This window comes from Pauljensenia sp. OF14-1SRA, assembly GCF_027694595.1.
GTDB classification, from domain to species: domain Bacteria; phylum Actinomycetota; class Actinomycetes; order Actinomycetales; family Actinomycetaceae; genus Pauljensenia; species Pauljensenia turicensis_B.
Window position 1 is genome coordinate 72,127 of sequence record NZ_JAQEVQ010000006.1, and the last position, 26,163, is coordinate 98,289.

15 protein-coding genes and 2 rRNA genes are annotated in these 26,163 nt (G+C 55.7%); 11 read left to right on the plus strand and 6 right to left on the minus strand.

Features of this window, described 5'->3' with window-relative positions; all coding sequences use genetic code 11:
• Positions 1-81: 81 nt before the first annotated feature.
• Positions 82-330: a WhiB family transcriptional regulator gene (locus tag PG731_RS04975; protein WP_101627902.1), complete on the minus strand. Its 249-nt coding sequence runs from the start codon at positions 328-330 to the stop codon at positions 82-84.
• Positions 331-447: 117 nt separating this feature from the next.
• Positions 448-3,615, minus strand: coding sequence for an FtsK/SpoIIIE domain-containing protein (locus PG731_RS04980; protein WP_270772543.1), 3,168 nt, complete (start codon positions 3,613-3,615; stop codon positions 448-450).
• A 139-nt stretch (positions 3,616-3,754) separates the two neighbouring features.
• Between PG731_RS04980 and PG731_RS04985 the strand changes: the two genes are divergently transcribed.
• Positions 3,755-6,313 (plus strand): NAD-dependent DNA ligase LigA, encoded by a 2,559-nt coding sequence (locus tag PG731_RS04985; protein WP_270772545.1) that lies wholly within the window; start codon positions 3,755-3,757, stop codon positions 6,311-6,313.
• 41 nt (positions 6,314-6,354) lie between these two features.
• Here PG731_RS04985 and PG731_RS04990 read toward each other — a convergent pair whose 3' ends face one another.
• Positions 6,355-7,620, minus strand: coding sequence for a phospholipase D-like domain-containing protein (locus PG731_RS04990; RefSeq protein WP_270772548.1), 1,266 nt, complete (start codon positions 7,618-7,620; stop codon positions 6,355-6,357).
• A gap of 81 nt (positions 7,621-7,701) precedes the next feature.
• Here PG731_RS04990 and gatC point away from each other — a divergent pair, with 81 nt between their 5' ends.
• The 6 genes from gatC (at position 7,702) to PG731_RS05020 (ending at position 15,471) form a co-directional block, all read left to right on the plus strand.
• On the plus strand, positions 7,702-7,998 hold the full coding sequence (gene gatC, locus PG731_RS04995) for an Asp-tRNA(Asn)/Glu-tRNA(Gln) amidotransferase subunit GatC (protein ID WP_040318742.1): 297 nt from the start codon (positions 7,702-7,704) through the stop codon (positions 7,996-7,998).
• Positions 7,998-9,503 (plus strand): Asp-tRNA(Asn)/Glu-tRNA(Gln) amidotransferase subunit GatA, encoded by a 1,506-nt coding sequence (gene gatA / locus PG731_RS05000; RefSeq protein ID WP_270772571.1) that lies wholly within the window; start codon positions 7,998-8,000, stop codon positions 9,501-9,503. The genes gatC and gatA overlap by 1 nt, the downstream gene beginning before the upstream one ends.
• Positions 9,503-10,999: an Asp-tRNA(Asn)/Glu-tRNA(Gln) amidotransferase subunit GatB gene (gene gatB, locus PG731_RS05005; RefSeq protein WP_270772549.1), complete on the plus strand. Its 1,497-nt coding sequence runs from the start codon at positions 9,503-9,505 to the stop codon at positions 10,997-10,999. Before gatA ends, gatB begins: the two co-directional genes overlap by 1 nt.
• Before the next feature lie 345 nt (positions 11,000-11,344).
• The gene (locus tag PG731_RS05010; RefSeq protein WP_270772550.1) at positions 11,345-12,913 is read left to right on the plus strand and encodes a sugar ABC transporter ATP-binding protein; all 1,569 of its coding nucleotides are present in this window, start codon (positions 11,345-11,347) and stop codon (positions 12,911-12,913) included.
• Between the two features lie 17 nt (positions 12,914-12,930).
• A complete protein-coding gene (locus PG731_RS05015) occupies positions 12,931-14,187 on the plus strand; it encodes an ABC transporter permease subunit (protein ID WP_270772552.1) in 1,257 nt (418 codons plus the stop codon).
• A 156-nt stretch (positions 14,188-14,343) separates the two neighbouring features.
• Complete coding sequence (locus tag PG731_RS05020; RefSeq protein WP_270772554.1) at positions 14,344-15,471, plus strand: substrate-binding domain-containing protein; 1,128 nt, start codon at positions 14,344-14,346, stop codon at positions 15,469-15,471.
• Positions 15,472-15,656: 185 nt separating this feature from the next.
• Here the strand turns inward: PG731_RS05020 and PG731_RS05025 are convergent, their stop codons facing one another.
• Both PG731_RS05025 and PG731_RS05030 read right to left on the minus strand, forming a co-directional pair.
• Complete coding sequence (locus PG731_RS05025) at positions 15,657-16,406, minus strand: ATP-binding cassette domain-containing protein (RefSeq protein ID WP_270772556.1); 750 nt, start codon at positions 16,404-16,406, stop codon at positions 15,657-15,659.
• Complete coding sequence (locus PG731_RS05030; RefSeq protein ID WP_270772558.1) at positions 16,403-17,590, minus strand: ROK family transcriptional regulator; 1,188 nt, start codon at positions 17,588-17,590, stop codon at positions 16,403-16,405. The genes PG731_RS05025 and PG731_RS05030 overlap by 4 nt, the downstream gene beginning before the upstream one ends.
• A 151-nt stretch (positions 17,591-17,741) precedes the next feature.
• On the opposite strand from PG731_RS05030, the gene PG731_RS05035 reads away from it, so the two are divergent.
• Entirely contained in the window at positions 17,742-18,944 is a 1,203-nt protein-coding gene (locus PG731_RS05035) for an ABC transporter permease subunit (RefSeq protein ID WP_270772560.1), read from the plus strand.
• Between the two features lie 12 nt (positions 18,945-18,956).
• Here the strand turns inward: PG731_RS05035 and PG731_RS05040 are convergent, their stop codons facing one another.
• The gene (locus PG731_RS05040; RefSeq protein ID WP_270772562.1) at positions 18,957-19,205 is read right to left on the minus strand and encodes a hypothetical protein; all 249 of its coding nucleotides are present in this window, start codon (positions 19,203-19,205) and stop codon (positions 18,957-18,959) included.
• Between the two features lie 61 nt (positions 19,206-19,266).
• Between PG731_RS05040 and PG731_RS05045 the strand changes: the two genes are divergently transcribed.
• From PG731_RS05045 to PG731_RS05055, 3 genes are all read left to right on the plus strand, one after another.
• Complete coding sequence (locus tag PG731_RS05045) at positions 19,267-20,691, plus strand: NAD(P)-dependent malic enzyme (RefSeq protein ID WP_270772564.1); 1,425 nt, start codon at positions 19,267-19,269, stop codon at positions 20,689-20,691.
• 583 nt (positions 20,692-21,274) lie between these two features.
• A 16S ribosomal RNA gene (locus PG731_RS05050) occupies positions 21,275-22,812 on the plus strand.
• Between the two features lie 340 nt (positions 22,813-23,152).
• Positions 23,153-26,163: ribosomal RNA gene (locus PG731_RS05055) — 23S ribosomal RNA — on the plus strand; the annotation flags it as partial.

The following is a 26,163-nucleotide window of genomic DNA, read 5'->3' on the forward strand; positions in this document are numbered from 1 at the left end:
ATGTGTGCCTAGTAGGTAAGAGGCGTTAAAAGCGTGTGGGGGTGGCTCCCAAGAGTCACCCCCACACGCTGAACGTTTAAATTAGGATGCACGACGTGCACGTGCTGCACGACGCTTGAGCGAACGACGTTCTTCTTCGCTCAATCCACCCCATACACCAGAATCCTGGTTATTTTCGATTGCCCACTGCAGACAGATCGCTTCGACTGAGCAGCTGTGGCACACGGCTTTGGCTTCCGCGGCCTGAGCAATTGCCGGACCTGTATTTCCGATCGGAAAAAACAGTTCTGGGTCAACACTCAAGCAGGCAGCCTTACTCCGCCAGTCCATTTCACAGCTCCTTGGATTCGTTCACGCATTTTCGACTACGCCCATTGGCGCGCCGAATTCCATTGATAAGTGTCGGTGAATAAATGTGCGGGGGCAAGAGGTGCAGGGCACAACCCATCAAAATTCGGTGTGCAAGTTGTCACGTCGATGCCCAGAGCAACTCAATGCAACTCGATCGAAGTATCCAGCGACACGAATGATGCCTGTGTTTTCCTTCCAGCGTCGGGCAAAAAGTGAGGTTTGGAGCCGATTTGTCGAGTGTTTGAAAGATCGTATGAAATCTGGTGGCGGATCGATGATGAGAAGGTTCGTTTGCTTTTGGATAGGCAGGTGAGGCCATTGAGTGGGACTCAGAGTCTCAATTTGTGGATTGTTAATGCCGACTGAAGCGAGGTTTCGTCTCAAAATTGTCTGAATTACCTGCGATTCGTTATGCATAATTACCCAGTCCGAAAGCTCCTTGTCTTGTTCAGGCTGGGTTTGTGCAGTGAATAGGTGCTTGCGGATGTAAATGTCGAATCCCTCCCACTCGGGGCCAACCAATAGGTGAGCACTATCTGGGTGCTTGAAGCCTCCGTAGCAATCTTTAGTCGGTACAACAAGCGTTGCCTCCGCTTCCCGCTTGTCCTGCGCGAGGTCTGTTGAAGGAAAAAGAGCCAGGGTTCGCTGATGATCCGCTTCAACCCACCACTGGCCAGACTCGCACGGCTCCTCAGTCGCGGACGAGGCGCGATAGTGAGGTTCGGACATATCGGGTCGTTCAATCAGGAGCGAAGCCAGTGAACGATCGAAGCGAGTAAGAGGGTGCGTACCGAGGCTTCCCATGATGAAGACAACGCCACGTTGGATACATTCTTCGATTCCGTTCGTCCATATCTCTTCGGCAACAACAAGTCCGTAGGTTCGTTCAAGTTCGTGACGAGAGGCCGCGATGTCAGTGATTGCAATGATTCGAGGCGCATGGCGTTGCGCTTGCTCGAATAGGGTGGCAATATCTTGACCTTCCCGGATCCTCTGTCCTGGGGTATCGGGCGAGGGGGTTGCCTGAGCATCAATCAGGTCGATCTCCCACGATGAGCGAGTTGAAATCCGAGTTGCTATCTGGCGAACAAGCGAGCCAGCCTCGATTGTGTGATGTGCTGGGGCGCGGACAATGATGTTCCCGCTTCTCCATCTGACGGGCGTATATGCTCCAGAATCGACACCATCGCCCAGCCCAAGCGGTACTCCTGCAACGTGTGGAGATTCCTTCGAAAGGAGGTCGAGTTCCTTCCACGTGATGGACGGAGGAAGGAATGGAGCCCACGCCAATGGTTCCCAGTGTTCGTTCTGCCTCGTCGTGCGCGGTGTTGATGTGCCACAACTCTGTGGCGCACAGTGCGGATCTGCGCGTTGCACATCGGTCGTGCTGTTGGGGCTCCATGCGCATTGAAAGAGCCCGCGATCAGCCCACATTGCTCTTCCGGGAATCCGTTCGAGGTGAGCGGCTTTAGCATCGCCAATCACGTCGATTGAATCTGAATCCGACAGGCAACGAAGTGCAATGCGGATATCGATGTTTGCTCGCATGGCAGAGCTGACGGCTCCGCTGGGACGTTGTGTAGCGATAATCAAATGCACGCCCAGTGAACGTCCTTGGGCTGCGAGTCGGTTGATGATGTCGCTTCCACCTTTGTGTGCATCGACGAGGACTCTGAATTCGTCGATGACGACGATAATTCTGGGCGGAGGACAGGTGGCGGCGCCGTCACGATGAGCGCGGGCCCAGGTTGCATAGTCGGGGAAACCGAGGCGCGAGAACTCTTGTTCGCGTCGCAGAAGTAGCGATGTTAATCCTCTGAGAGCTCTCCGCGTCTGGGCGGGATTGAGGTCAGTGAACACCCGGTCTACGTGTGGAGCCGACTCGAAGCGGTGAAAGGTTGCTCCTCCCTTGTAATCAATCAGGATCATGCGTATTTCTGCTGGCGTGTATGTGCTGATTAAGGCTTGAATCCAGGTGATGAGAGCTTCTGACTTCCCCGATCCCGTTGTGCCTGCCAGCAACGCGTGCGGTCCATCATTGACGAGATCAATGGTGAGGGGGCCGGCGTCATTGACTCCGATGGGGACGCTTAAATGTGTTCCATCGTGACTGGAATTGCCGGTGGTGTGTGCAAGCAATGAACGCAGGTCGACGCTGGTAGGCAAGGACGAACCGGTGGATACGGGTTCAAACTGCTCCCACCAGCGTGGAGCGCATGACATTCGTTTTTCAACGTTGAGGGTGCACCAGGGTGGAACATCTTCTAATCCCATGCCAATGGCAACGTGCCAAGGGGTGTCATTGCGCTCCCGATCGGTAAGAGAGGCGGGCGCAGTATTCAAGGACGCCATGCAGTGGGGACACTGGTGGCCACGCATGATGTGGATTGTTGGTCCGGCGTTGCCAAACGCGTATTCCTCTGAGGACTCTGTGATGACGTATCCGCCACGAGATACTGCGATGATGTTGCCAGCAATCCACGATGCGGTGGCGCGTGCATCGTCTCCGATACACGCGATTGCACAGGGCGAATCGAGCCGGAGCGTAAGTCGCCGGAGGGAACCGGGAAAAGAAACGCGCAGTCTTTGATTGATTGGATATGTATCTTGAGGTGTCCTGTTCGTTCTGCATTGCCAGCGATCAGGATACGAGCGTTGCCTAGCGGTGTGTCCGCCACGTGCAGATTGTCCTTGCGCTTGAAGAAAAGCCAGCATGATGGCAAGCCCAGCTGGGTCGAGTCGAACGCGCTGTTTGTTTCGTCGCAGACGAATTCCCAGCGTTAACAGGACGAGTCCGACGGCCAAAGCTCCGAGTCCGTAAGTAACGTAACGGAAAGATCCCAGCCGGACGCCTAAGAATAGTGCCATTGTGATGAAGGGGAAGAAAGCAAGGAAAGCGCGCATGGACAGTTTTCGGCTTTCCCGCCATGCGTATTTTCGAGGCCTGCCACGCAAGATGAACGTATCGCGTCCTAAACGCAGGGCCATCCGTCGCCGGAACGTTCGAGGTTTCCCTTTTACCCGACGACGCAGTAGTCCCAAGGTCAACAGGGTTCCATTTGTTGAGCCCGTATCGTAAAGGCGAAACCCTTTCTTTGCCCGAATGATGTTCGCGTGATCGCGCGATATCTGCTGGTCGACGATGAAATGATCGCGGCCTCGTCCCACGGAAGACGGAAGAGGGAAAACGAGACCAGCGTCCACTCCGCGCACACAGGCTAAGTGCGTGGGAGATGCCATGGCTTGTAGCGCGATGTCACTCATCATTCCTCCTTCAGTGTCAGTGTGGCGAGGGAAGAAGCAGGGAAACAAACACAAAAGAGACGAATTGTGGATAACTTGAAAAGTATCCACAGGCATGCCTGCAACGACATTCCTCCATGGCTAATGGAACAATGAATCCATGAGTGAAACAGAGTCTCTAAAAAAACGTCACGACGGTCTTGTTCGCGTCATCCAACGGGCGAATGCCGCCTACTACGACTCTGACTCACCCGAAATGTCAGATGCTGACTACGACATTATTTTCCGCGAGCTCGAGGAACTCGAACGCGAGCACCCCGAACTTGTCACTCCGGATTCTCCCGCCGCGAATGTTGGCGGCACCGCCGACCAGACATCAACCACGATCCGTCACCTGGCTCAGATGACGTCCATTAACGACGTCTTTTCTTTCGAAGAACTCGGCGAATGGGAAGCTCGAATGCGGGCAGATTCTGGGCTCGATGAAGTTCAGATGACAACCGAGGTCAAGATTGACGGTCTTGCCATCAACCTGACATACGTAGACGGCAAACTCGTCAGCGCGGCCACCAGGGGCGACGGGTTCGTCGGTGAAGACGTGCGCTCAAACGCTGACAAGATCGCGACTATTCCGCAGTCATTGCAGGGGAAGAATATTCCGCACCGCATTGAAATCCGCGGAGAGGTCTACATGCCGATCGCTGATTTTGAAAAACTGAACGCTGATATTGAAGCCGAAAATGCGTGGCGTATTGCCGAGAACGCTCGCCGTGAGGCCGCCAACGCAACCCTGGATGCGGATAACGCGCAGATCATCCGAAAGAATAGAGAGATTCGCGCGCAGAACAAGGATGCCCTTGACGGGTTTGAGACTCCGCTACTTGAAAAGAAGAAGCGTCAGCGTCCCTTGACGATGCTTTCCACGTTCGTGAATCCGCGTAACGCGGCGGCTGGCACCCTTCGTTTGAAAGAAACATCCGACGAGGCCACAAAAGGCCCCGACTACGAGATTCAGCTACGCGCACGCGCGTTGCAAGACCAACGTGTTTCATCGTTGGCCATGCTTGCGCACGGTATCGGATTCATTGAAGAGGGGGATAGTTTCTCGGCGCCCACCACTCAGTGGGAACGATACCTTCAGCTTAAAGAATGGGGCTTCACGGTTCCAGATCAGACGCGTCTGCTGACGGGGCTCGATCAGATTGTTGCCCGTATCAGCGAGTTAGGGAAGCAACGCTCTCAGATGGACTACGGCATCGACGGTGTCGTTGTGAAAGTGAACGATGTCGCCCTTCAAGAAAGCATGGGGCTCACGTCGCGCGCACCCAGGTGGGCGGCCGCGTACAAGTTCCCGCCCGAAGAGGTCCACACCAGGCTTCTCGATATCCGTGTCCAGGTTGGGCGCACCGGCAGGGTGACTCCGTTTGGCGTCATGGAAACAGTGCTGGTTGACGGTTCCAATGTTTCGCGAGCAACGCTCCACAACGCCGAGGAAGTCCAACGTAAGGGCGTTTTGATCGGTGACATCGTTGTTCTGCGTAAAGCCGGAGATATCATTCCGGAAATCTTAGGCCCGGTGTTGGCTGCGCGAACAGGGGAAGAACGCGCTTTCGTCATGCCGACCGCGTGCCCTTCGTGCGGTAGCCCGCTCTTAGCTGAGAAGGACGGGGACGTGGACCTTCGATGCCTGAATAAGGCGCACTGTCCTGCTCAGTTGACCGAACGAGTTGCCCACTTGGGTGCTCGTTCCGCGTTGGATATTGAAGGTTTGGGTGGGGAAGTTGCGATGGCTCTGACCCAACCTGAAAATCTCAGAGAAGATGTTGCTTCCGCACTTGTAGCGGGCCAAGACGTGTTCTTAGAAGATGGAACGCGACTGCGTCTTGATAATGCTGATGATCTTTCTCCGGCGGATCAACTGGCCAGCGCGGAAGCTCTTTTGCCAGCCCCGCAGGCGCCGGCGCTCCACGGTGAAGCGCACATCTTCGACCTCAAGGCCGAAGACCTTCGTGACGTGTTCGTATGGAGGGCTGTTAAAGACGATGACTCCGATGTGTCGCACTACAAGCAGGTTCGCTTCTTCTGGACAAAAGCATTCAGTGCCAAAAAGGACAAGGACGGAGGCACAACGTATGTGCCTCGTGAAACGGAAGCCTCGAAGGGAACTCTTGCCCTTCTTGATGAGCTAGAAAAAGCAAAGTCCGCTCCGCTGATGCGGGTTCTTGTTGCCCTGTCGATTCGCCACGTCGGTCCGACGGCTGCCCGTGCAATTGCAGATCATTTCGGTTCGATGGAGGCCGTTCGCAACGCCTCACTTAATGAACTATCAGGAATAGAAGGCGTCGGACCGGTCATCGGTGGGGCCCTGATTGATTGGTTTAGCGTCGATTGGCATCAGGAACTGGTTGAGCAATGGAGTCGCGCTGGCGTGAAGATGGCGGATCAGCCACCGCAGCAGGTGTCGCAGGTTCTTGCCGGGCTCACGATTGTTGTCTCGGGAACGATGCCCGGTTATGACCGCGAAGGCGCGAAGGAGGCAATCGTGGCGCGCGGTGGTAAGGCAGCCGGTTCTGTTTCGAAGAAGACATCGTTGGTCGTCGCAGGTCCTGGCGCAGGGTCAAAGGCTACAAAGGCCGAGGCTCTGGGGGTACCCGTGATCGATGAGACACGCTTTAATGACCTGCTGAACGGTGGGCTTGAAGCCCTGAATCTCGGATGAAAACGTGTCTGAGCGTTGCTGGTCGGTAGCTCAGATGGGTTTTAGACCATGAATTCAAAGGGATGCAGAAGATACTCGGTGATACGAGTGAGCATATTCCGGCCTTCCCATTCGCCGATCGTGTATTGACGAGCGGTGGTGAGGTCGTTGTCGAAGATTTCTTCCATGTGCTGGGCAAGCTCGCGCGAATGGAATTGCATATTGACTTCGTGGTTGCCTCGCATGGACAGGCGGTCGATGTTTGCAGTACCGATCGTTGACCACATACCGTCGATGCTCATCGTCTTGGAGTGAACCATGGCGTGCTGGTAGAGCCAGATTTCGATGCCTTCGCGAAGCAGGGAGCCGTAGTAGGGGCGTGCTACCCAGTCAGCCATGATGTGGTTGGAGTATTCGGGGATCAGAACCTTGACCTTCACTCCGCGTTTTGCTGCTGCGATCAGGGCTTGAAGAATCTCTTTATCGGGAATGAAGTAGGCGGTGGTAATCAGAATGTGGCTGGTCGCCCGCTCGATTGCGTCGATGTACATTCCGCGAATCGGGTAGAGGATTCGCTGGGGGGCATTGAATGCAGCGGTGACTTCTGCATGCCACTTCTTCGCTCCGGTGTCGGGCAACTGGGGTGCACGATGGGGTTTGAAGTGATTCCAGAAATCGACGAACCCGTTTTCTAGCTCCCACACAGCATCGCCAGTCACACGAACGTGGGTATCGCGCCATTCGTTGGCGAAGGGGTTGCCGATGTTGTAGCCACCGACGAATCCAACGTTGGAATCAACAACGAGGATCTTGCGATGGTCTTGGCCTGTGTTCCGCAGATTCAAAGTCAAGAGGCCAGAACGAATCGCGGGGAAGCGACGAACCCACAGGTGTGGAATGTCGGGGAAGAAATAGAAGCGCGGATCTTGATTGAGAACTCCAAAACCGTCGTACACGCAGTAGACGTTGACTCCGCGTCGGGCTGCTGCGATGAGTGCGTCTTTAAAACGCTGACCCCATTCGTCTGCGCGCCAGATGAATGATTCAAAGTAAACATGGTCTGTTGCGTTTCGGATTGCGTGGAGCATATCCGCATATAGGGAATGCCCTTCCGTATAGGTTCGGACCGTGCCACGTGGGATTTGCGTGTCGGCTGGTTCGAGTGTCGGGAATCCGTGTCGGCCACCGGGGACACGTTGCTTGCGCATATGGTCGACGGCGTGGACGGTGACGATGGCGGTTGCCTGTGCGATGGTGATGCCGATCGCCGCCTTCTTCATCAGTTCTAAGGTTTCGGTGCTGATGAGTCTTTTACGCGGGAATCTCATGAAGCTGATTCTACGGCCTCGCGTGGATTACGGTGTGGGCGCGAATCCCGCTTATTAGTGGTAGGCGCTAAGATTGCGACTATGTCACGAATCAGTACTGACGAGGTCGCCCGCGTCGCGGAGCTGGCCCGAATCGCATTGACTCCAGGTGAAATTGAACGTATCGCTGGGGAGCTCGACGTTATCGCTACTTCAGTTGCCAAGGTGTCCGAGGTCGCGACCCCGGATGTTCCCGCAACCTCTCACCCGATTCCGCTGACGAACGTCTGGCGTGAAGATGTGGTCACGGAAACTCTTGACCGTGATGAGGTTCTTTCGCAGGCGCCTGCAAGCGAAGATGGGATGTTCCTTGTCCCGCAGATCCTGGGGGAGGAATGATGAACGAACTGCTGAAGAAGTCCGCGCTTGAGCTGGCTGACATGCTGGCCACAGGTCAGATCACGTCGGTTGAACTGACAACTGCGTGTTTGGACCGTATTGAGGCACTGAATCCGAAGATCAATGCTTTCCTTTTCATCGACCGCGAGGGCGCACTGAAGACCGCGGCCGAGGTTGATGCGAAGCGTCAGGCAGGCGAGGAACTGCACCGCCTTGCGGGTATCCCGATTGCTCTGAAGGACAACATGGTGACCCGCGGAATCCCGACGACGTGTGCGTCGAAGATTCTGGGCGATTGGCGTCCTCCGTATGACGCAACGATCGTGAAGAAGATCCACGAAGCTGGTCTGCCGGTCGTTGGTAAGACGAATATGGATGAGTTCGCAATGGGCTCGTCGACCGAGCACTCCGCGTTCGGTCCGACTCTGAACCCGTGGGATATCGAGCGTATTCCCGGTGGTTCTGGTGGCGGTTCGGCTGCTGCTGTTGCTGCTTACATGGTTCCGCTGGCTCTGGGCTCTGACACCGGTGGCTCGATCCGCCAGCCGGGTGCAGTGACGGGTACGGTTGGTGCGAAGCCGACCTATGGTGCTGTTTCGCGTTACGGTCTGATTGCCATGGCTTCGTCACTTGATCAGATTGGTCCGGTTACCCGCACCGTCGCTGATGCCGCAGTTCTGACTGAGCTTGTGGGGGGCTATGATCCGCTCGATTCCACGTCTCTGAACGAGCCTGTTCCGAACCTCGTCGACGGCGTTGAAACTGTCGCAGGCGCCAAATCCATAGCTGGCCTGAAGGTAGGCGTGGTGAAGGAACTGTCGGGCGAAGGCTACGAAGCCGACGTTCTTAAAGCCTTCAACGCGACCGTGAAGAAGCTTGAAGAAGCTGGCGCAGAGGTGAAAGAGGTGTCGTGCCCGAGCTTTGACTATGCGCTCGCGGCCTACTACCTGATTATGCCGGCTGAGGTTTCTTCGAACCTTGCTCGCTTCGATGGTATGCGTTACGGCATTCGCGTTGAGCCCTCCGAGGGACCTGTGACTGCTGAGCGCGTGATGGCTGCAACCCGTGAAGCCGGTTTTGGCGACGAGGTCAAGCGTCGTATCATCCTCGGCACGCACGTCCTGTCGGCCGGCTACTACGACGCCTACTACGGCAGCGCTCAGAAGGTTCGTACCCTGATCCAGCGCGACTTTGCACGTGTTTTTGAAGAGGTCGACGTTCTTGTTTCGCCGACCGCTCCGACGACGGCGTTCAAGTTCGGCGACAAGATCGACGACCCGATGGCGATGTACCTCAATGATGTTGCGACGATCCCGGCGAACCTCGCCGGTGTCCCCGCGATGAGCGTTCCGAATGCGGTTTCGTCCGAAGGACTGCCGATCGGCTTCCAGATTATTGCGCCTGCGCACCACGATCTGAAGATGTACGAGGCCGCTGCTTTGGTTGAAGCGCTCAGCAATGATGTGGCGGGCGCTTGCCCGGCGAGCTCTTGGGAGGAAAACTGATGAGTGAACTCATGGATTACGCGGATGTGACCGCGAACTTTGATCCGGTTCTTGGCATCGAGGTCCACGTTGAGCTCGGTACGAAGACGAAGATGTTCGATGCTGCGCCGAATGCCTTTGGTGGAGACCCGAACACCTACGTTACGCCGGTTTCGCTGGGGCTGCCCGGTTGCCTTCCAGTTGTGAACCACACTGCTGTTGAATACGCGATCAAGATCGGTCTTGCGCTGAACTGCGAAATCGCAGAGTACTGCCGGTTCGCGCGTAAGAACTACTTCTACCCGGACTTGACGAAGGCATTCCAGACGTCGCAGTTCGATGAGCCGATTGCTCACGATGGTTACGTGGATGTCGAGCTTGAAGACGGTAGTCTGTTCCGCGTTCAGATTGAGCGCGCGCACATGGAAGAAGACGCAGGTAAGAACACGCACGTCGGTGGTGCTGAGGGTCGTATTCACGGCGCCGATTACTCGCTGGTTGACTACAACCGTGCGGGTGTTCCGCTGGTGGAGATCGTGACCCGCCCGATTGAAGGTGCGGGGGAGCGTGCTCCTGAGGTGGCTGCTGCCTACGTTCAGACTCTGCGTGATATTTTCCGTGCGCTCGGTGTGTCCGAGGCTCGTATGGAGCGCGGTAACGTTCGAGCAGATATCAACGTTTCTCTTCGTGATACTCCTGAATCTCCTCTGGGCGTTCGTACGGAAACGAAGAACGTGAACTCGTTCCGCGGTATCGCTAGCGCTGTTCGCTACGAGATGCAGCGTCAGGGTGCGATCCTTTCTGCCGGTGGTTCGGTGAACCAGGAAACCCGTCACTTCCACGAGGAAGACGGTTCCACCTCGCAGGGACGCGATAAGTCGGATGCTGAGGACTACCGTTACTTCCCTGAGCCGGACCTGGTTCCTGTTGCTCCTTCGCGTGACTGGGTTGAGGAACTGCGTGCCTCGCTTCCCGAGCTTCCTGTTGCGAAGCGCCGTCGCCTGCGCGAAGAGTGGGGCTATGCCGATATGGAGATGCGCGATGTTATCAACGCTGGTGCGTTGGAGATTATCGAGGCCACCGTTGAGGCTGGTGTCGATCCTGCGTCCGCTCGTAAGTGGTGGATGGGTGAACTTAGCCGTCGCGCGAAGGAACGCGAACTGTCGCTCGAAGATATGCCTGTCACGCCCGCTCAGATTGCTGAGTTGCAGGGCTTGATCGATTCTGGTCGCATCAATGACAAGCTTGCTCGTCAGGTGCTGGAAGGCGTTTTGGCTGGTGAAGGCTCGCCGACCGAGGTTGTCGAGGCTCGCGGTCTTGAGGTTGTTTCTGACGACGGTGCGCTTTCGAAGGCTGTTCAGGATGCGCTGGATGCCAATCCTGATGTGGTCGAGAAGATCAAGGGTGGCAAGGTCGCAGCTGCTGGCGCACTTGTGGGGGCTGTCATGAAGGCAACGCGTGGCCAGGCGGACGCGGCTCGCGTGCGTGAACTCATCATGGAGATGGTGGGAGCCTGAAGCGTCGCGCTTGCTTGAACTGTTGCTGGGCGGTGGATGGTAATCCACCGCCCAGCTTTCTATTCCCTAAGGCTCGTAAGTGGCCTCGTTGATGGTGAAAACTGAGCGTATGGCGCACGAATGACATGACTGTAATTTGGCGAAAACCCTGAGTTTTTGCGGAAGAGAGAGGTACTGTGCAGTCATTGAGTTTATGTTGTGAAGCCAATATAACGGTTTAGTTACAGTTCGTGTAGATAAGGCTTTTTTACCCTCCGCACAGTGCACACTATGAGACATGGAAATGCACCAACGGTGGTGACTTCCCATCAAACATCTATCTGTCAACAGTTCAGCGGAGAACCAATGACCAACACACGTCGTGAGCGCGTCGTCCTGGAGATGCGCAACATCACGAAGGTCTTCCCGGGTGTCGTCGCACTTGATGACGTCAACCTCCAGGTACGCAACGCTGAGATCCACGCGATCTGTGGCGAGAACGGTGCTGGCAAGTCGACCCTGATGAAAGTGCTGTCGGGCGTGCACCCGCACGGCACTTACACGGGCGACATTTTCTACGAAGGCAACGAAGTTCGATTCTCGAACATTCGCGACTCTGAAAAAGCCGGCATCGTCATCATTCACCAGGAACTTGCTCTTATCCCGCAGCTCAGCGTCGCTGAGAACATGTTCATGGGCAACGAGGTCAAGAAACACGGCGTCATCGATTGGAACGAAACCAAGCAACGCGCCCTTACATACATGGCCGAAGTTGGATTGGATGAAAACCCAGACACTCTGATTAAAGACATGGGTGTCGGTAAACAGCAGCTTGTTGAAATTGCCAAGGCACTTGCAAAGGACGTCAAGCTCCTGATCCTCGACGAGCCCACTTCGGCACTCAACGAGGAAGAATCAGCCCACCTTCTCGACCTGATGCGCAAGCAGCGCGAACGCGGTGTCGCGATGATCATGATCTCGCACAAGCTCGACGAAGTTGCTGCCGTCTCTGATGCCATCACGGTTATCCGTGACGGCAAGACGGTCGGCTGGATGGACGCCGACAAGGAAAAGATCGACCAGGACGAGATCATTCGCCTGATGGTCGGTCGTTCCCTTGAAAACCGCTACCCGGACAAGAAGTCGCATCCGGGCGAAGTGAAGTTCGAGGTCAAGGACTGGTGGGTACGCCATCCGCTGAACTTAGAGCGTTTCGTCTGCAAGGGCTCGTCCATCAACGTTCGCGCAGGTGAAGTGGTCGGCCTTGCGGGCCTGATGGGTGCCGGTCGTACAGAGCTGGCTCGTTCCGTCTTCGGTCATTCCTACGGTATCCACGAGGGTGGCGAAGTCTTTATCGATGGCAAGAAGGTGAAAGCGAACTCCGTCCCCGAAGCTATCGACGCTGGCATTGCTTATCTTTCTGAAGACCGCAAGATGCTGGGTCTCAACCTCCTGGAACTGATCCACCAGTCGGTTGTTTCAGCCAAGCTTTCGAAGATCCGCCACCACGGCGCGTTGAACATCGAAGAAGGCAAGAAACTTGCTGAAGAATACCGTCAGAACCTGCGTATTAAAGCGCCCTCAGTGATGACGGGCGTGGGAACGCTTTCCGGAGGTAACCAGCAGAAAGTCGTTCTTGCAAAGTGGATGTTCACTGACCCCGAGGTTCTCATCTTGGATGAGCCAACCCGTGGCATTGACGTCGGTGCGAAGTACGAGATCTACACGTTCGTCCAGGAGCTTGCCGCTCAAGGAAAAGCTGTTCTGGTGATCTCGTCCGAACTTCCCGAACTTCTGGGTATCACAGACCGTATCTACACCATTTTTGAAGGTGAAGTGACGGGGTGCGTGCCCACCGAGCAGGCAGACCAGGAAAGCCTGATGCACCTGATGACGTCCACCTCATCCACTCCCACTGACAGCAACGAAAACTGAAAGCCAAAGGCACTTCAATGAAGAAGAATCTCACAGCACTATTCGGAGGAGACTTCCGACAAATCGGAATGATCGCTGCTCTGGCAGCGATTGCCCTGTTCTTCCAGTTCGAAACGGACGGTAAGGTCTTCCAAGCACAGAACCTGATGAACCTGGTCATGGGTAATACCTACGTCCTCGTTCTCGCCATCGGCATGGTTCTAGTCATCATTGCTGGACACATCGACCTGTCAGTCGGTTCTGTCGCAGCAACCGTCGGCATCGTCGTTGCCGTTGCTATGCGTGATTGGGCTCTCAGCCCCGTTTTGGCCATCGTTTTGGGTATCGGCGTCGGTCTGCTCATCGGCATCTGGCAAGGCTTCTGGGTCGCAAAGTGGGGAATCCCCGCCTTCATCGTAACCCTGGGAGGTATGCTCCTCTTCCGCGGTACTAATCAGCTGATCGGCAAGTCTTTGACGGTCCCGGTTCCCGAACTGTTCCAGACCCTCGGCGCCGGCTACCTGCCCGATATCGCTCCGGATGTTATTCCCTTCAACCTGCCGACCATGATCCTGGCTGTCATCGCAGTCCTAGCGATCATCTGGAAGGAAATCTCCAGCGCGAAGGCTCGTCAGCAGTTCGAAGCTGAGCCGACCCCGATGTGGGTTCCGATTGTTCGCATGGTTGTCCTCGGTGGCGCAATCCTGATCGTCGCCTGGATCTTCGCAACGGGTCGCCCCGGCACCTCGTTCCCAATCCCCGGCGTTATCGTCGTCATCCTGGCTCTGATCTACTCGTTTATCGCTGACCGCACGGTTCTCGGTCGCTCAATTTACGCCATCGGTGGCAACAAAGCTGCGGCAGAACTGACCGGTGTGAAGGTCATCAAAACGAACTTCTTCGTCATCTGCAACTCCGCATTCCTCGCCGCTGTTGCGGGAATGCTGTTCATCGGCCGTTCGACAGCCTCGGGTCCTGCTGACGGTAACGCATGGGAACTCGACGCCATTGCTGCCGTGTTCATCGGTGGTGCCGCCGTTTCCGGTGGTGTTGGCACGATCATGGGCACTATGGTTGGCGCGCTCGTCATGGCCTTCCTGAACAATGGTCTTCAGCTGATGGGCGTCGGTTCCGACTGGACGCAGATCATTAAGGGCCTCGTCCTCTTGATCGCAGTTGCCGTTGACGTCTACTCGAAGCGCCAGGGCAAGCGTTCCATCATTGGCACCTTCCAAAATGCCGTGAGCAATCAAAGAGCACTTCGGCAAAGCGAAACAAAAGCTCCCTCCAAGTGATGATCGGGCGGTAAAGAGAAACCGCATCGCCATGTCATCAACGGGCTCAACAAACGTTGAGTCACCCACAAAGCGTAGATATTCCCAAGCAAGCCAGCTGGGGAACATCGAATGAATCATCAAGAATCACCAAACAAACACACGAAAGAAGAGACAATGAAGACTCTGAAGAGTGCTGTTGCCATCAGTGCAGCAGCAGCAATGGCATTCTCTATGGCAGCTTGTGGTGCCCGTGATACGGGTAGTGCATCGGGCGACCAGTCCGGCGCAACGGCCTCGGGTGACAAGGTGTCGGTCGGCATCGCAATGCCACAGAAGACCTCGCAGAACTGGGTTGAGGCTGAAGATATGTTCAAGGCCAGCTGCGAAGAGCAGGGCATTGAATGCACCATTCAGTTCGCAAACGGTGGCGTTGCTGAGCAGCAGAACCAGGTTGCAGCCATGATCGAAAATGGCGTGCAGGTTCTGGTCATCGGCGCAATCGACGGTTCGCAGCTGGGCACCCAGCTGAAGGCAGCCAAGGACGCCGGCATCAAGGTCATCGCATACGATCGTCTGCTGACGAACACGACCGACCTTGACTACTACATCGCCTACGACAACTTCGGTGTTGGTCAGCTCCAGGGCAAGGCACTGCTTGAAGGCCTCGAAGCCAACGCTGGCGAGAGCCCGTGGGACATCGAGCTCTTCGGTGGCTCCCCGGATGACTCGAACTCGCTGAAGTTCTTCGGTGGCGCAATGGACGTCCTCCAGCCGAAGATTGATGACGGCACGCTGGTTGTGAAGTCCGGGCAGACCGAATTCACGCAGGTTGCCACCCAGGGCTGGCTGCCGAAGAATGCTCAGGACCGCATGGCAGCACTGCTGACCTCGACCTACCAGGGCGATGCGGTTCCAGATGGCGTTCTTTCCCCGAACGACACCCTTGGTCGCGCAATCATCACCGCTGTTGAGCAGGCCGGCAAGCCGGTTCCGGTTGTGACCGGTCAGGACTCCGAAGACGAGTCGGTCACTTGGGTCACCCAGGGCAAGCAGTACTCCACCATCTTCAAGGACACCCGTCCGCTGGTGAAGGCAACTGTTGATCTTGCTATCCAGCTCGCCAAGGGTGAGGCCGCCCCGAAGGTCGACGGCGCAACCCTCGACGATTCCCAGTACGAGTCGATGGAAGGCAACCCGGTCAAGTCCTTCCTGTTGACCCCGCAGATTGTCACCAAGGACAACGCTGCAGACGTCTACAAGGATGACTCGCACCGCATGGAGCTCGTCAACGCTGCCAAGTGATTGACCCGCTAGGTATCGCCTAGTTCTCTCACCTTTAGTTTCGCCCTCGTCGCTTTTTCGGCGGGGGCGAAACTCGTGTATGCCAAGGCGCTCAAGCGTCGTCCGCGCAAACAAGCTACGCGCCGTGACAGCGGGGGCATAGGGGCCAGTTAGTCGCCGAAAAGAAGCGACGAGGCCGGGAGCGTTTACAGCGCGATACGTGAAGCGCCGGTGATAGCGGCTATGAGTTCGTCGGTTGAGGTATCACGCGAGTTGAAGGAACCGTTGTTGTGTCCGTGACGGAGAACTTCGACCCTGTCGGCGGTAGCTTGAACGTCAGTCAGATTATGGGAAATGTAGATGACACCCATTCCCATATCGCGCAGGTGCTCAATCAGGATGAGTACTTCCGCAGTTTGTGCCACGGACATAGAGGCCGTGGGTTCGTCGAGGATCACCAGACGCGGGTTAGTCACTAGGGTGCGCGCGATTGCAACGCATTGACGCTGTCCGGCGGTGAGCTGGAAAAGGGGGACTCGCACGTCGGGGATACGCGAACCCAACTGATCAAGATATTGGCGTGCTTTGAGTTCCATGCCCTCGTCATCAAGGGTGTGGTGCGAGAACACTTCACGCCCAAGGAAAATATTCGATACAACGTCCAAATTGTCGCAGAGCGCAGTTTCTTGGAAGACGGTGGCAATACCGAGTTTCAATGCGTGTTGCGGGGAATCGATGCTGATTTCTTCCCCGTCGAGCGCGATCGTTCCCTCATCCGGAGGAAAAACTCCTGAGAGCGCGCGGGCGAGCGTTGACTTGCCTGCCGCGTTGTCGCCGACAAGGGCAACGACTTCGTGACGGTTCACGGTGAAATCAACGTTGACGAGTGCTTCAACACCGCCGAACCTTTTTGTTAGTCCCCGTACTTCAAGAAGGGGAGCGCCTTGGATCGTCATTGGTCCTCCTGGCGGTGAGTTGAATAGCTGGGAACAAAAGCGTCTTGTGCAAGGATCATCGCGCCGATGGCTTCGGCATCGGCGCCGAGCTTCGACGGGTAGACCGTGATTCCTTCGTCGCGCAGGTAGGGGCGTTCGAAGAGAGCGTTTTGAATAGGGGACAAGAATGTGTCTCCCGCATTCATCAGCTCACCACCGACAGCGACGGCTTCGAGATCGAATACCGTGACAAGGTCAGCGATGACTCGTCCGATTGCGCTTCCTGCGTCAGAAAGAACCTGCTGGCATCCAGGGTCACCTTCATTCGCGTTAGACAGCAGGTCACGTAGTGTCATGGGACCTCGTGACAGGCGAAGAAGGTCAACAAGGTAGTCCGCCCCAACAACCGTGTTCAGACAGCCACGAGCACCGCACGTGCAGATAGGACCGTGAGGATCAACGATGACGTGCCCGATTTCCCCGGCAATACCGGTGGCACCGGAATAGACTTTCCCGTCGACCAAGATTCCCGCGCCGGTTTGATACGAGGCTCGGATATAGGCGCACGATGAGAACCCGCGTAGGGAACCAAATCGGTTTTCAGCGGCAACCGCAGCGTTCGCGTCGTTCATCACGATCGTGTCGCGTCCAAGTCTGCGTTGGAAGACCTCAGCAATGTTGATGTCTTCCCAGCCTCGCATGATTCCCTTTCGGGTCAGAGTGCCCGTTTTCGGGTTAATAGGGGCGGGTAAAGCAACACCGATACCAGCAAGATCATCCAGCGATTGCCCTGCCTGTTCAAGAAGGTCAAGAACCAGAAGCGTTGCTCGGTCGAGCGTCGTATCAGCCTTATGGTCGACCGGTAGTGGCAGAACTTTCGTGAATTCGCTGGTGCGGGACTCGTCGGAGATGTAAATATCCAGTGCTCTGCGTCCGATTGAGATACCCGCGGTAAGAGTTGACGATTGTGTGAGCGAAACCAGTTGAGCACGCCTGCCCGAACGAATCGTTGACGTGAGTTCAACGCTTCCTTGTGCCGAGAGCTGTTTAATGATGTTCGAAATGGTTGCGGGAGCAAGACCTGTTGCTGCCGATAGCTCAACCTGGGTAATACGCCCGTACTTTCGGATCGCGTCAAGAACACGCGCGGAATTTGCCTCGCGGAGCGAGGATTGAGATCCGGATCGGGCGTTCAAACGTGGCACGTTTCTAGGATAGTCAGTGAAGTGGGCTGATGCGTGGATGCCCGCTGGGCGAATCGGTTCAAAAATGTGCGTTGAACTGTCAAGATGGTGCACTATAGGAAAACAACACGAGCCTTTGTGTGTTCATATTCCACTCAACGAGGAGAGCGAAGTGAGCCGACTACCCTTTGATGCTTCACGCTTAGGTCAAGCGGGAATCATGGGAATCCTCGTTCTTGCCCTGATGATCTTCTTCCAGTTCATCACGGGATCGCACATGCTGGCGTCTGCGAACCTGCAGAATATCGTCACCGGTAACGCTCATATCTTTGTCCTCGCCATCGGCATGGTCATGGTGGTGACGATCGGTCAGCTGGATTTGTCAGTTGGCTCCGTCGCGGCGTTCTCATCAATGTCCACGGCGATCATCATTGCCGATCTTGGGTTGCCCTGGTGGGTTGGTCTTCTTCTTGGCATGCTGATCGGAGCTTTCGTTGGCTTGATCCAAGGCCTGTTTGTTGCGAAGGTCGGTTTGCCTGCTTTTATCGTCACCGTTGGTGGAATGATCATTCTGCGTGGCGGAGTCCAGTGGGAATCTCAGGCATTGTCGGTGCCACTTCCTCACGGATTCCAAACGCTAGGTTCGGGTTATCTACCTTCCTGGGGGAGCATATTCGGCATCGATACGGCAACGGTGATCGTGGGTGTCATTACTGCCGTGGTGGCGGTTACCTCGATTGTTCGTACCTATCTTCGCCGGCGCGCTCGACTGGGACTGCAGGGAGTTGATTATCGCCCTTGGGTGAAGTCCGCGATTGTCGTCGTGCTGGTGGGGGTCTTCACCTGGCTGTTCGGTACGGGACGTGAAGGAACATCTTTCCCTGTTCCGGGTGTGATGGTTCTCGTGTTGATTTTCATCTACCACTTCATGTCGACGAGGACCCAATTTGGTCGCCATCTTCAGGCTGTCGGCGGAAACATTCAAGCAGCGTCCCTTTCCGGTGTGCACGTGACAAAGATTCAATGCCTTGTCATGGTGAATATGGGGATACTGTCGGCGCTCGCGGGCATGATGTTCGCAGGCCGAGCGACGGCTGCGGGTCCTCAAGATGGTCTTTTATGGGAGCTTGAAGCTATCGCCGCCGTGTTCATTGGCGGAGCGGCAGTTGCCGGTGGTCGCGGGTCGATTTTCGGTGCTGTCCTTGGCGCCACGCTGATGGCGGTTCTTTCCAACGGGCTGTTGCTTGTGGGACTCGGCTCTGACCGTGCTCAGGTAGTGAAGGGCATCGTTCTTCTTGCTGCCGTGACCCTCGATGTCTACGGGAAGAAACAGTCTCCGCTCCACGAGCTTTCGCGAACGCAATTCAGCTTCTAGAGCCTGTTCGTTTTACGTCTCCGTCACCTTCTTGCCTGCTATCTTTGCCAAGAGCAACGATGAACGGGTACGTATCGGTGTCATTGATTCGTTGGTGTGCCCGGCCTCGTGAATCGAGAATTGTGCGTGCGGAGCAGTGGAAACTCCTTTGCGCTCAACTGAAACAGGACGATCGCGAAGGTAGGAAATCACGCTGGCGTTACGTAGCTCATTGTTGACAATTGTCCATCTGATGATGCGCACTATCCGTTCTGTCGGCATGTACGTACCATGGGAACAACGATTGATCTACGGCCAGCGCCGATCGAAAAGAGAGAGCACCATGCGAACTTCTCCGTCATACACCGCCTCATACCGCGTTGACATCGACGAAGCGAAACTATCTATTGGATCGCTTGTCGAAGCGGTATCAAAAACCGGTGCTCAGGTGAGAGGCCTCGACGTCGCCGATTCCAACCGAGGTCGAATGGTTCTCGACCTCACCTGCGACCTGCGCGATTCGGAGCACCGTCGCGAGGTTCGCAATCTGCTGAAGGGGCTGGTAGGTGTCACACTGTCGTCTACTGCAGACCAGACCTTCCTTGCTCACGTCGGCGGCAAGATCGAAATCAACTCGAAGGTTCCACTACGTAATCGCGACGACCTGTCTCGTGCGTACACGCCCGGTGTGGCCCGCGTATGCACCGCAATCCATGACGTTCCGCAGAAGGCGCACCTTCTGACGATCAAGGCGAATACGGTTGCTGTCGTTTCTGATGGCACTGCGGTCCTCGGTCTGGGAGATATTGGCCCGGAAGCGGCTCTTCCTGTCATGGAAGGTAAGGCGGCTCTGTTTAAGGAATTCGGCGGTGTTGACGCATGGCCGGTCGTTCTTGACACGAAGAACACTGAAGAGATCATTTCGATCGTCAAGGCGATTGCCCCCGCATACGGTGGCATCAACCTTGAAGACATTTCCGCGCCTCGTTGCTTTGAAATCGAAGAACGCCTGCGCGCAGAACTCGACATTCCGGTCTTCCACGATGACCAGCACGGCACTGCTATCGTCGTGCTTTCCGCACTGATCAACGCGCTGAAGATCGTCAATAAGAGGATTGAAGATGTTCGCATCGTGGTGTCCGGCGTGGGTGCTGCAGGAAATGCGATTATTCGTCTGCTTCTGGCGCAGGGTGCTAAAGACATCGTCGGTTACGGTCGCACGGGTGCACTTGCCGCCGACGATACTGAGGGCATGCACCCCTCGCGCAAGGCTCTTGCCGAGGCAACGAATCCGCGCCTCGTTCACGGAAATCTGAAGGAAGGTCTGAAGGACGCCGATGTCTTCATCGGTGTCTCGCACGGCGACATCTTGGATCCCGCTGATATTGCCACGATGGCTGACGGGGCAATCGTGTTCGCCCTAGCCAACCCGACGCCCGAAGTCGACCCGATTGGTGCGGGGGAGTACGCCGCGGTTGTTGCGACGGGTCGCTCCGATTACCCGAACCAGATCAACAACGTGCTGGCATTTCCAGGTTTGTTCCGAGGCCTGCTGGATGCAAAGGTCAAGGAAATTACCACCGAGGTTTTGCGCGTCGCAGCAGTTGCTATCGCTGACGTCATCGAGAAAGAAGAGCTGTCACCCAGCTACATCATCCCCGGTGTTTTTGATGAACGTGTTGCTCCAGCGGTTTCGCGCGCGGTCTGCACTGCGGTTCGTGATCTGCCGACGCTGAACATTCCCGTCCAAGAGGACATGGATGCTTGAGGGCCTGCACGCTGTCGGCTGAACGTGCCTACAGCAAGGCGCTACAACGTGGGTGTGCGTGTCACGTAGTGCGCGGCGCGTTCGCTGAATAATTGACGAGGCCCGGGTGGGCGCAGACATAAAGGCTGCGCCCACCCGGATTGTTTTCGTCTATAAACCTGCAATGACGTGCGCAGATTACCGGATAATCTGGGGAGACCTGCGTCGCTTTTCGTCATAATTCTTGTGTGCTGTGAAACAAATGCAGGTCACATTTCGGTGTTTTTGGTGCTGGTGTTGACCTGTATTTGTTGATATTTAGGGTTTTTGCGGTGTGGCGTGTTCACGTCGAAATGATTTGACGGGTTGGTGTGGGGGTGTGTAGATTGTTTTCCTGTCGCCGAGAGCGAGGAAAGCTTGAGTCGACTGCCTCCCTCACTGAGGTAACTAACGAAAGTTGGGTGCTTTTGGTGGGTGTGTGGGTGTTGTTTGTGAACTCGATAGTGTGTTTGTTTTTATGCCTGTTTTTTGTTTTTGAGTTTGTTGTTTTTGTTGGGATTGGCTGGCTGCGTTTTGTGTGGTTGGTTTTTTTCTGGATATGTTTTGTTCGGAGAGTTTGATCCTGGCTCAGGACGAACGCTGGCGGCGTGCTTAACACATGCAAGTCGAACGATGATGCTCCAGCTTTGTTGGGGTGGATTAGTGGCGAACGGGTGAGTAACACGTGAGTAACCTGCCCTCTTCTTTGGGATAACGGTCGGAAACGGCTGCTAATACTGGATATTCACTCATTGGCGCATGTTGGTGGGTGGAAAGGTTTTTCTGGTGGGGGATGGGCTCGCGGCCTATCAGCTTGTTGGTGGGGTGATGGCCTACCAAGGCTTTGACGGGTAACCGGCCTGAGAGGGTGACCGGTCACATTGGGACTGAGATACGGCCCAGACTCCTACGGGAGGCAGCAGTGGGGAATTTTGCACAATGGGCGCAAGCCTGATGCAGCGACGCCGCGTGAGGGATGAAGGCCTTCGGGTTGTAAACCTTTTTCGCTCATGGTCAAGCCGCAACTGTGGTTGTGGTGAGGGTAGTGGGTAAAGAAGCGCCGGCTAACTACGTGCCAGCAGCCGCGGTAATACGTAGGGCGCGAGCGTTGTCCGGAATTATTGGGCGTAAAGGGCTTGTAGGCGGTTGGCCGCGTCTGCCGTGAAATCCTCTGGCTTAACTGGGGGCGTGCGGTGGGTACGGGTTGACTTGAGTGCGGTAGGGGAGACTGGAATTCCTGGTGTAGCGGTGGAATGCGCAGATATCAGGAGGAACACCGGTGGCGAAGGCGGGTCTCTGGGCCGTTACTGACGCTGAGGAGCGAAAGCGTGGGGAGCGAACAGGATTAGATACCCTGGTAGTCCACGCTGTAAACGTTGGGCACTAGGTGTGGGGGCCACCCGTGGTTTCTGCGCCGTAGCTAACGCTTTAAGTGCCCCGCCTGGGGAGTACGGTCGCAAGGCTAAAACTCAAAGGAATTGACGGGGGCCCGCACAAGCGGCGGAGCATGCGGATTAATTCGATGCAACGCGAAGAACCTTACCAAGGCTTGACATGCACCCTGACGCTGCAGAGATGTGGTGGCATTTGGTTGGGGGTGTGCAGGTGGTGCATGGTTGTCGTCAGCTCGTGTCGTGAGATGTTGGGTTAAGTCCCGCAACGAGCGCAACCCTTGCCCTATGTTGCCAGCACGTTGTGGTGGGGACTCGTGGGGGACTGCCGGGGTTAACTCGGAGGAAGGTGGGGATGACGTCAAATCATCATGCCCCTTATGTCTTGGGCTTCACGCATGCTACAATGGTTGGTACAGAGTGTTGCGATATCGTAAGGTGGAGCGAATCACTTAAAGCCAGTCTCAGTTCGGATTGGGGTCTGCAACTCGACCCCATGAAGGTGGAGTCGCTAGTAATCGCAGATCAGCAACGCTGCGGTGAATACGTTCTCGGGCCTTGTACACACCGCCCGTCACGTCACGAAAGTTGGTAACACCCGAAGCTCATGGCCTAACCGTTTTGGGGGGAGTGGTCGAAGGTGGGATTGGCGATTGGGACGAAGTCGTAACAAGGTAGCCGTACCGGAAGGTGCGGCTGGATCACCTCCTTTCTAGGGAGCCCGTTTTTGGGGATGCGCATCAGGGGCACGTAGTGTGTTTGGTGTGTGTTTCTTGTGCTCGCATTAGTTCATTGCCCTTTGTGTGGGTGGTGGGTGTGGGTGCGTGGGTGTTTTTTAGTGGAAAATAGGGATGCAAGCTCCGTGGAAGCAAACACGCTGTCGGGTTCACGTTCAACACCGTTTGAGCGTTTGGCTTGCATGTTGCTGGCCCTCTTTTTTGGTGCGTCCTGTTGTTTTGTGGGGGTGTTTGGGGGTTGGTGGTGTGTGTGGTGGGTTGTTTGTGATTTGTATAGTGGTTGTGAGCATCTTTTGTTTTCTTGTTGTGTGGTTTTGTTTAGTTTTGTTGGGCATTCGGTGGATGCCTTGGCATCAAGAGCTGATGAAGGACGTTGCGGCCTGCGATATGCCTCGGGGAGTTGGCGAGCGAGCTTTGATCCGAGGGTGTCCGAATGGGGGAACCTAACCAGGGTTGTGCTTGGTTACCATCATCTGAACGTGTATAGGGTGGTGGGGGGAACGCGGGGAAGTGAAACATCTTAGTACCCGTAGGAAAAGATATTCCGTGAGTAGTGGCGAGCGAAAGCGGAGGAGGCTAAACCGTGTGCGTGTGATACTCGGCGGGGGTTGCGTGTGCGGTGTTGTGGGGCTTGTTCGTCTCTTCTCTGCCGGGGAGGGGCTTGCGTGTGTGATGGTAGTTGAACCGTGTGGGATAGCGGACCGGAGTGCGTGATAGTCGTGTAGATGGACTGTTGCATGCGTAGGTGGGATAGGTGCCCGAGTAGTGCGGGACTCGTGAAATCTCGTGTGAATCTGCCAGGACCACCTGGTAAGCCTAAATACTTCTTGATGACCGATAGTGCAGAGTACCGTGAGGGAATGGTGAAAAGTACCCCGGGAGGGGAGTGAAATAGTACCTGAAACCGTGTGCCTTTAAGCCGTCAGAGCCTTGTGGGGTGATGGCGTGCCTTTTGAAGAATGAGCCTGCGAGTCAGTGATACGTGGCGTGCTTAACCCGTGTGGGGTATGCGTAGCGAAAGCGAGTCTGAAATATGGCGTTTGTCGCGTGTTCTGGACCCGAAGCGGGGTGATCTACCCATGGCCAGGTTGAAGCAGAGGTAAGACTGTGTGGAGGACCGAACCCACCAGGGTTGAAAACCTGGGGGATGAGCTGTGGGTAGGGGTGAAAGGCCAATCAAACTCCGTGATAGCTGGTTCTCCCCGAAATGCATTTAGGTGCAGCGTTGTGTGTTGCCTGGTGGAGGTAGAGCTACTGGATGGCCGATGGGCCCTATGGGTTACTGACGTCAGCCAAACTCCGAATGCCATTAGGTTGAGCATGGCAGTGAGACTGCGGGGGATAAGCTTCGTAGTCGAGAGGGAAACAGCCCAGATCATCAGCTAAGGCCCCTAAGTGTGCGCTAAGTGGGAAAGGATGTGAGATCGCGGTGACAACCAGGAGGTTGGCTTAGAAGCAGCCATCCTTGAAAGAGTGCGTAATAGCTCACTGGTCAAGTGGTTTCGCGCCGACAATGTAGCGGGGCTTAAGCGTACCGCCGAAGCTGTGGCACTCACACATAAAAGCCTGGGATCTTCAGGGTCCTGTGGTTGTGTGGGTGGGTAGGGGAGCGTCCTGCGTGCGGTGAAGCCTGCTGGGAACGGTTGGTGGAGCGTGTGGGAGTGAGAATGCAGGCATGAGTAACGAATGGCGGGTGAGAATCCCGTCCGCCGATTGACTAAGGGTTCCAGGGCTAGGTTTATCCGCCCTGGGTTAGTCGGGTCCTAAGGCGAGGCCGACAGGCGTAGTCGATGGACAACCAGTTGATATTCTGGTACCGCGTTGTGACCGCCAAATACTGAAGCTTTTATGCTAACCACCCGCATCCAAACTGTTCATTCCTTCGGGTTTGAACAGGCTAGGGTGTTGTGGGATCCTGATTGTTGTAGGTAAGCGTGTTAACAGGGGTGACACAGGAAGGTAGCTGCCGCGCACCGATGGTTGTGTGTGTCTAAGGTTGTGGCCCGTCTGCCAGGTAAATCCGGCAGACAATGAGGGTGAGGACTGATGGGGGTGCCCTTTGAGGGGTGTCTGGTGGTGATCCTAAGCTGTCAAGAAAAGCCTCGACGTCAGGGCATGACGCGCCCGTACCCTAAACCGACTCAGGTGGTCAGGTAGAGTATACCGAGGCGTTCGAGTGAATCATGGTTAAGGAACTCGGCAAAATTCCTCCGTAACTTCGGGATAAGGAGGACCCCGTGACGTGCCCCCAATTCTGGGTGTGAGCGTTGTGGGGTCGCAGAGAATAGGGAGAAGCGACTGTTTATCAAAAACACAGGTGCGTGCGAAGTCGTAAGACGATGTATACGCACTGACGCCTGCCCGGTGCTGGAAGGTTAAGAGGAAGGCTCAACCACCTTTGGTGGTGAAGGCTTGAATTTAAGCCCCAGTAAACGGCGGTGGTAACTATAACCATCCTAAGGTAGCGAAATTCCTTGTCGGGTAAGTTCCGACCTGCACGAATGGCGTAACGACTTCTCCGCTGTCTCGACCATGAACTCGGTGAAATTGCACTACGAGTAAAGATGCTCGTTACGCGCAGAAGGACGGAAAGACCCCGGGACCTTTACTATAGCTTGGTATTGGTGTTCGCTTGGACTTGTGTAGGATAGGTGGGAGACTGTGAAGCAGCCGCGCCAGCGGTTGTGGAGTCGTCGTTGAAATACCATTCTGGTTCACGCGGTCATCTAACCTCGGCCCGTAATCCGGGTTGGGGACAGTGCCTGGTGGGTAGTTTAACTGGGGCGGTTGCCTCCCAAAAAGTAACGGAGGCGCTCAAAGGTTCCCTCAGCCTGGTTGGTAATCAGGTGGCGAGTGCAAGTGTACAAGGGAGCTTGACTGTGAGACCGACGGGTCGAGCAGGTGCGAAAGCAGGAACTAGTGATCCGGCCATGGCACGTGGGTGCGTGGTCGCTCAACGGATAAAAGGTACCCCGGGGATAACAGGCTGATCTTGCCCAAGAGTCCATATCGACGGCATGGTTTGGCACCTCGATGTCGGCTCGTCGCATCCTGGGGCTGGAGTTGGTCCCAAGGGTTGGGCTGTTCGCCCATTAAAGCGGTACGCGAGCTGGGTTCAGAACGTCGTGAGACAGTTCGGTCCCTATCCTCTGTGCGCGCAGGAAACTTGCGGAGGCCCGTCCCTAGTACGAGAGGACCGGGATGGACGAACCTCTGGTGTGCCAGTTGTACCGCCAGGTGCACGGCTGGTTGGCTACGTTCGGAAAGGATAACCGCTGAAAGCATCTAAGCGGGAAGCCTGCTCCAAGATGAGGTTTCCAACACCA

Excerpts from the sequence above, each read along its gene's own strand:
- PG731_RS04975 (WP_101627902.1), bottom strand. The coding sequence starts at position 330 with ATGGACTGGCGGAGTAAGGCTGCCTGCTTGAGTGTTGACCCAGAACTG.
- PG731_RS04980 (WP_270772543.1), bottom strand. The coding sequence starts at position 3,615 with ATGAGTGACATCGCGCTACAAGCCATGGCATCTCCCACGCACTTAGCC.
- PG731_RS04985 (WP_270772545.1), top strand. The coding sequence starts at position 3,755 with ATGAGTGAAACAGAGTCTCTAAAAAAACGTCACGACGGTCTTGTTCGC.
- PG731_RS04990 (WP_270772548.1), bottom strand. The coding sequence starts at position 7,620 with ATGAGATTCCCGCGTAAAAGACTCATCAGCACCGAAACCTTAGAACTG.
- gatC (WP_040318742.1), top strand. The coding sequence starts at position 7,702 with ATGTCACGAATCAGTACTGACGAGGTCGCCCGCGTCGCGGAGCTGGCC.
- gatA (WP_270772571.1), top strand. The coding sequence starts at position 7,998 with ATGAACGAACTGCTGAAGAAGTCCGCGCTTGAGCTGGCTGACATGCTG.
- gatB (WP_270772549.1), top strand. The coding sequence starts at position 9,503 with ATGAGTGAACTCATGGATTACGCGGATGTGACCGCGAACTTTGATCCG.
- PG731_RS05010 (WP_270772550.1), top strand. The coding sequence starts at position 11,345 with ATGACCAACACACGTCGTGAGCGCGTCGTCCTGGAGATGCGCAACATC.
- PG731_RS05015 (WP_270772552.1), top strand. The coding sequence starts at position 12,931 with ATGAAGAAGAATCTCACAGCACTATTCGGAGGAGACTTCCGACAAATC.
- PG731_RS05020 (WP_270772554.1), top strand. The coding sequence starts at position 14,344 with ATGAAGACTCTGAAGAGTGCTGTTGCCATCAGTGCAGCAGCAGCAATG.
- PG731_RS05025 (WP_270772556.1), bottom strand. The coding sequence starts at position 16,406 with ATGACGATCCAAGGCGCTCCCCTTCTTGAAGTACGGGGACTAACAAAA.
- PG731_RS05040 (WP_270772562.1), bottom strand. The coding sequence starts at position 19,205 with ATGCCGACAGAACGGATAGTGCGCATCATCAGATGGACAATTGTCAAC.
- PG731_RS05045 (WP_270772564.1), top strand. The coding sequence starts at position 19,267 with ATGCGAACTTCTCCGTCATACACCGCCTCATACCGCGTTGACATCGAC.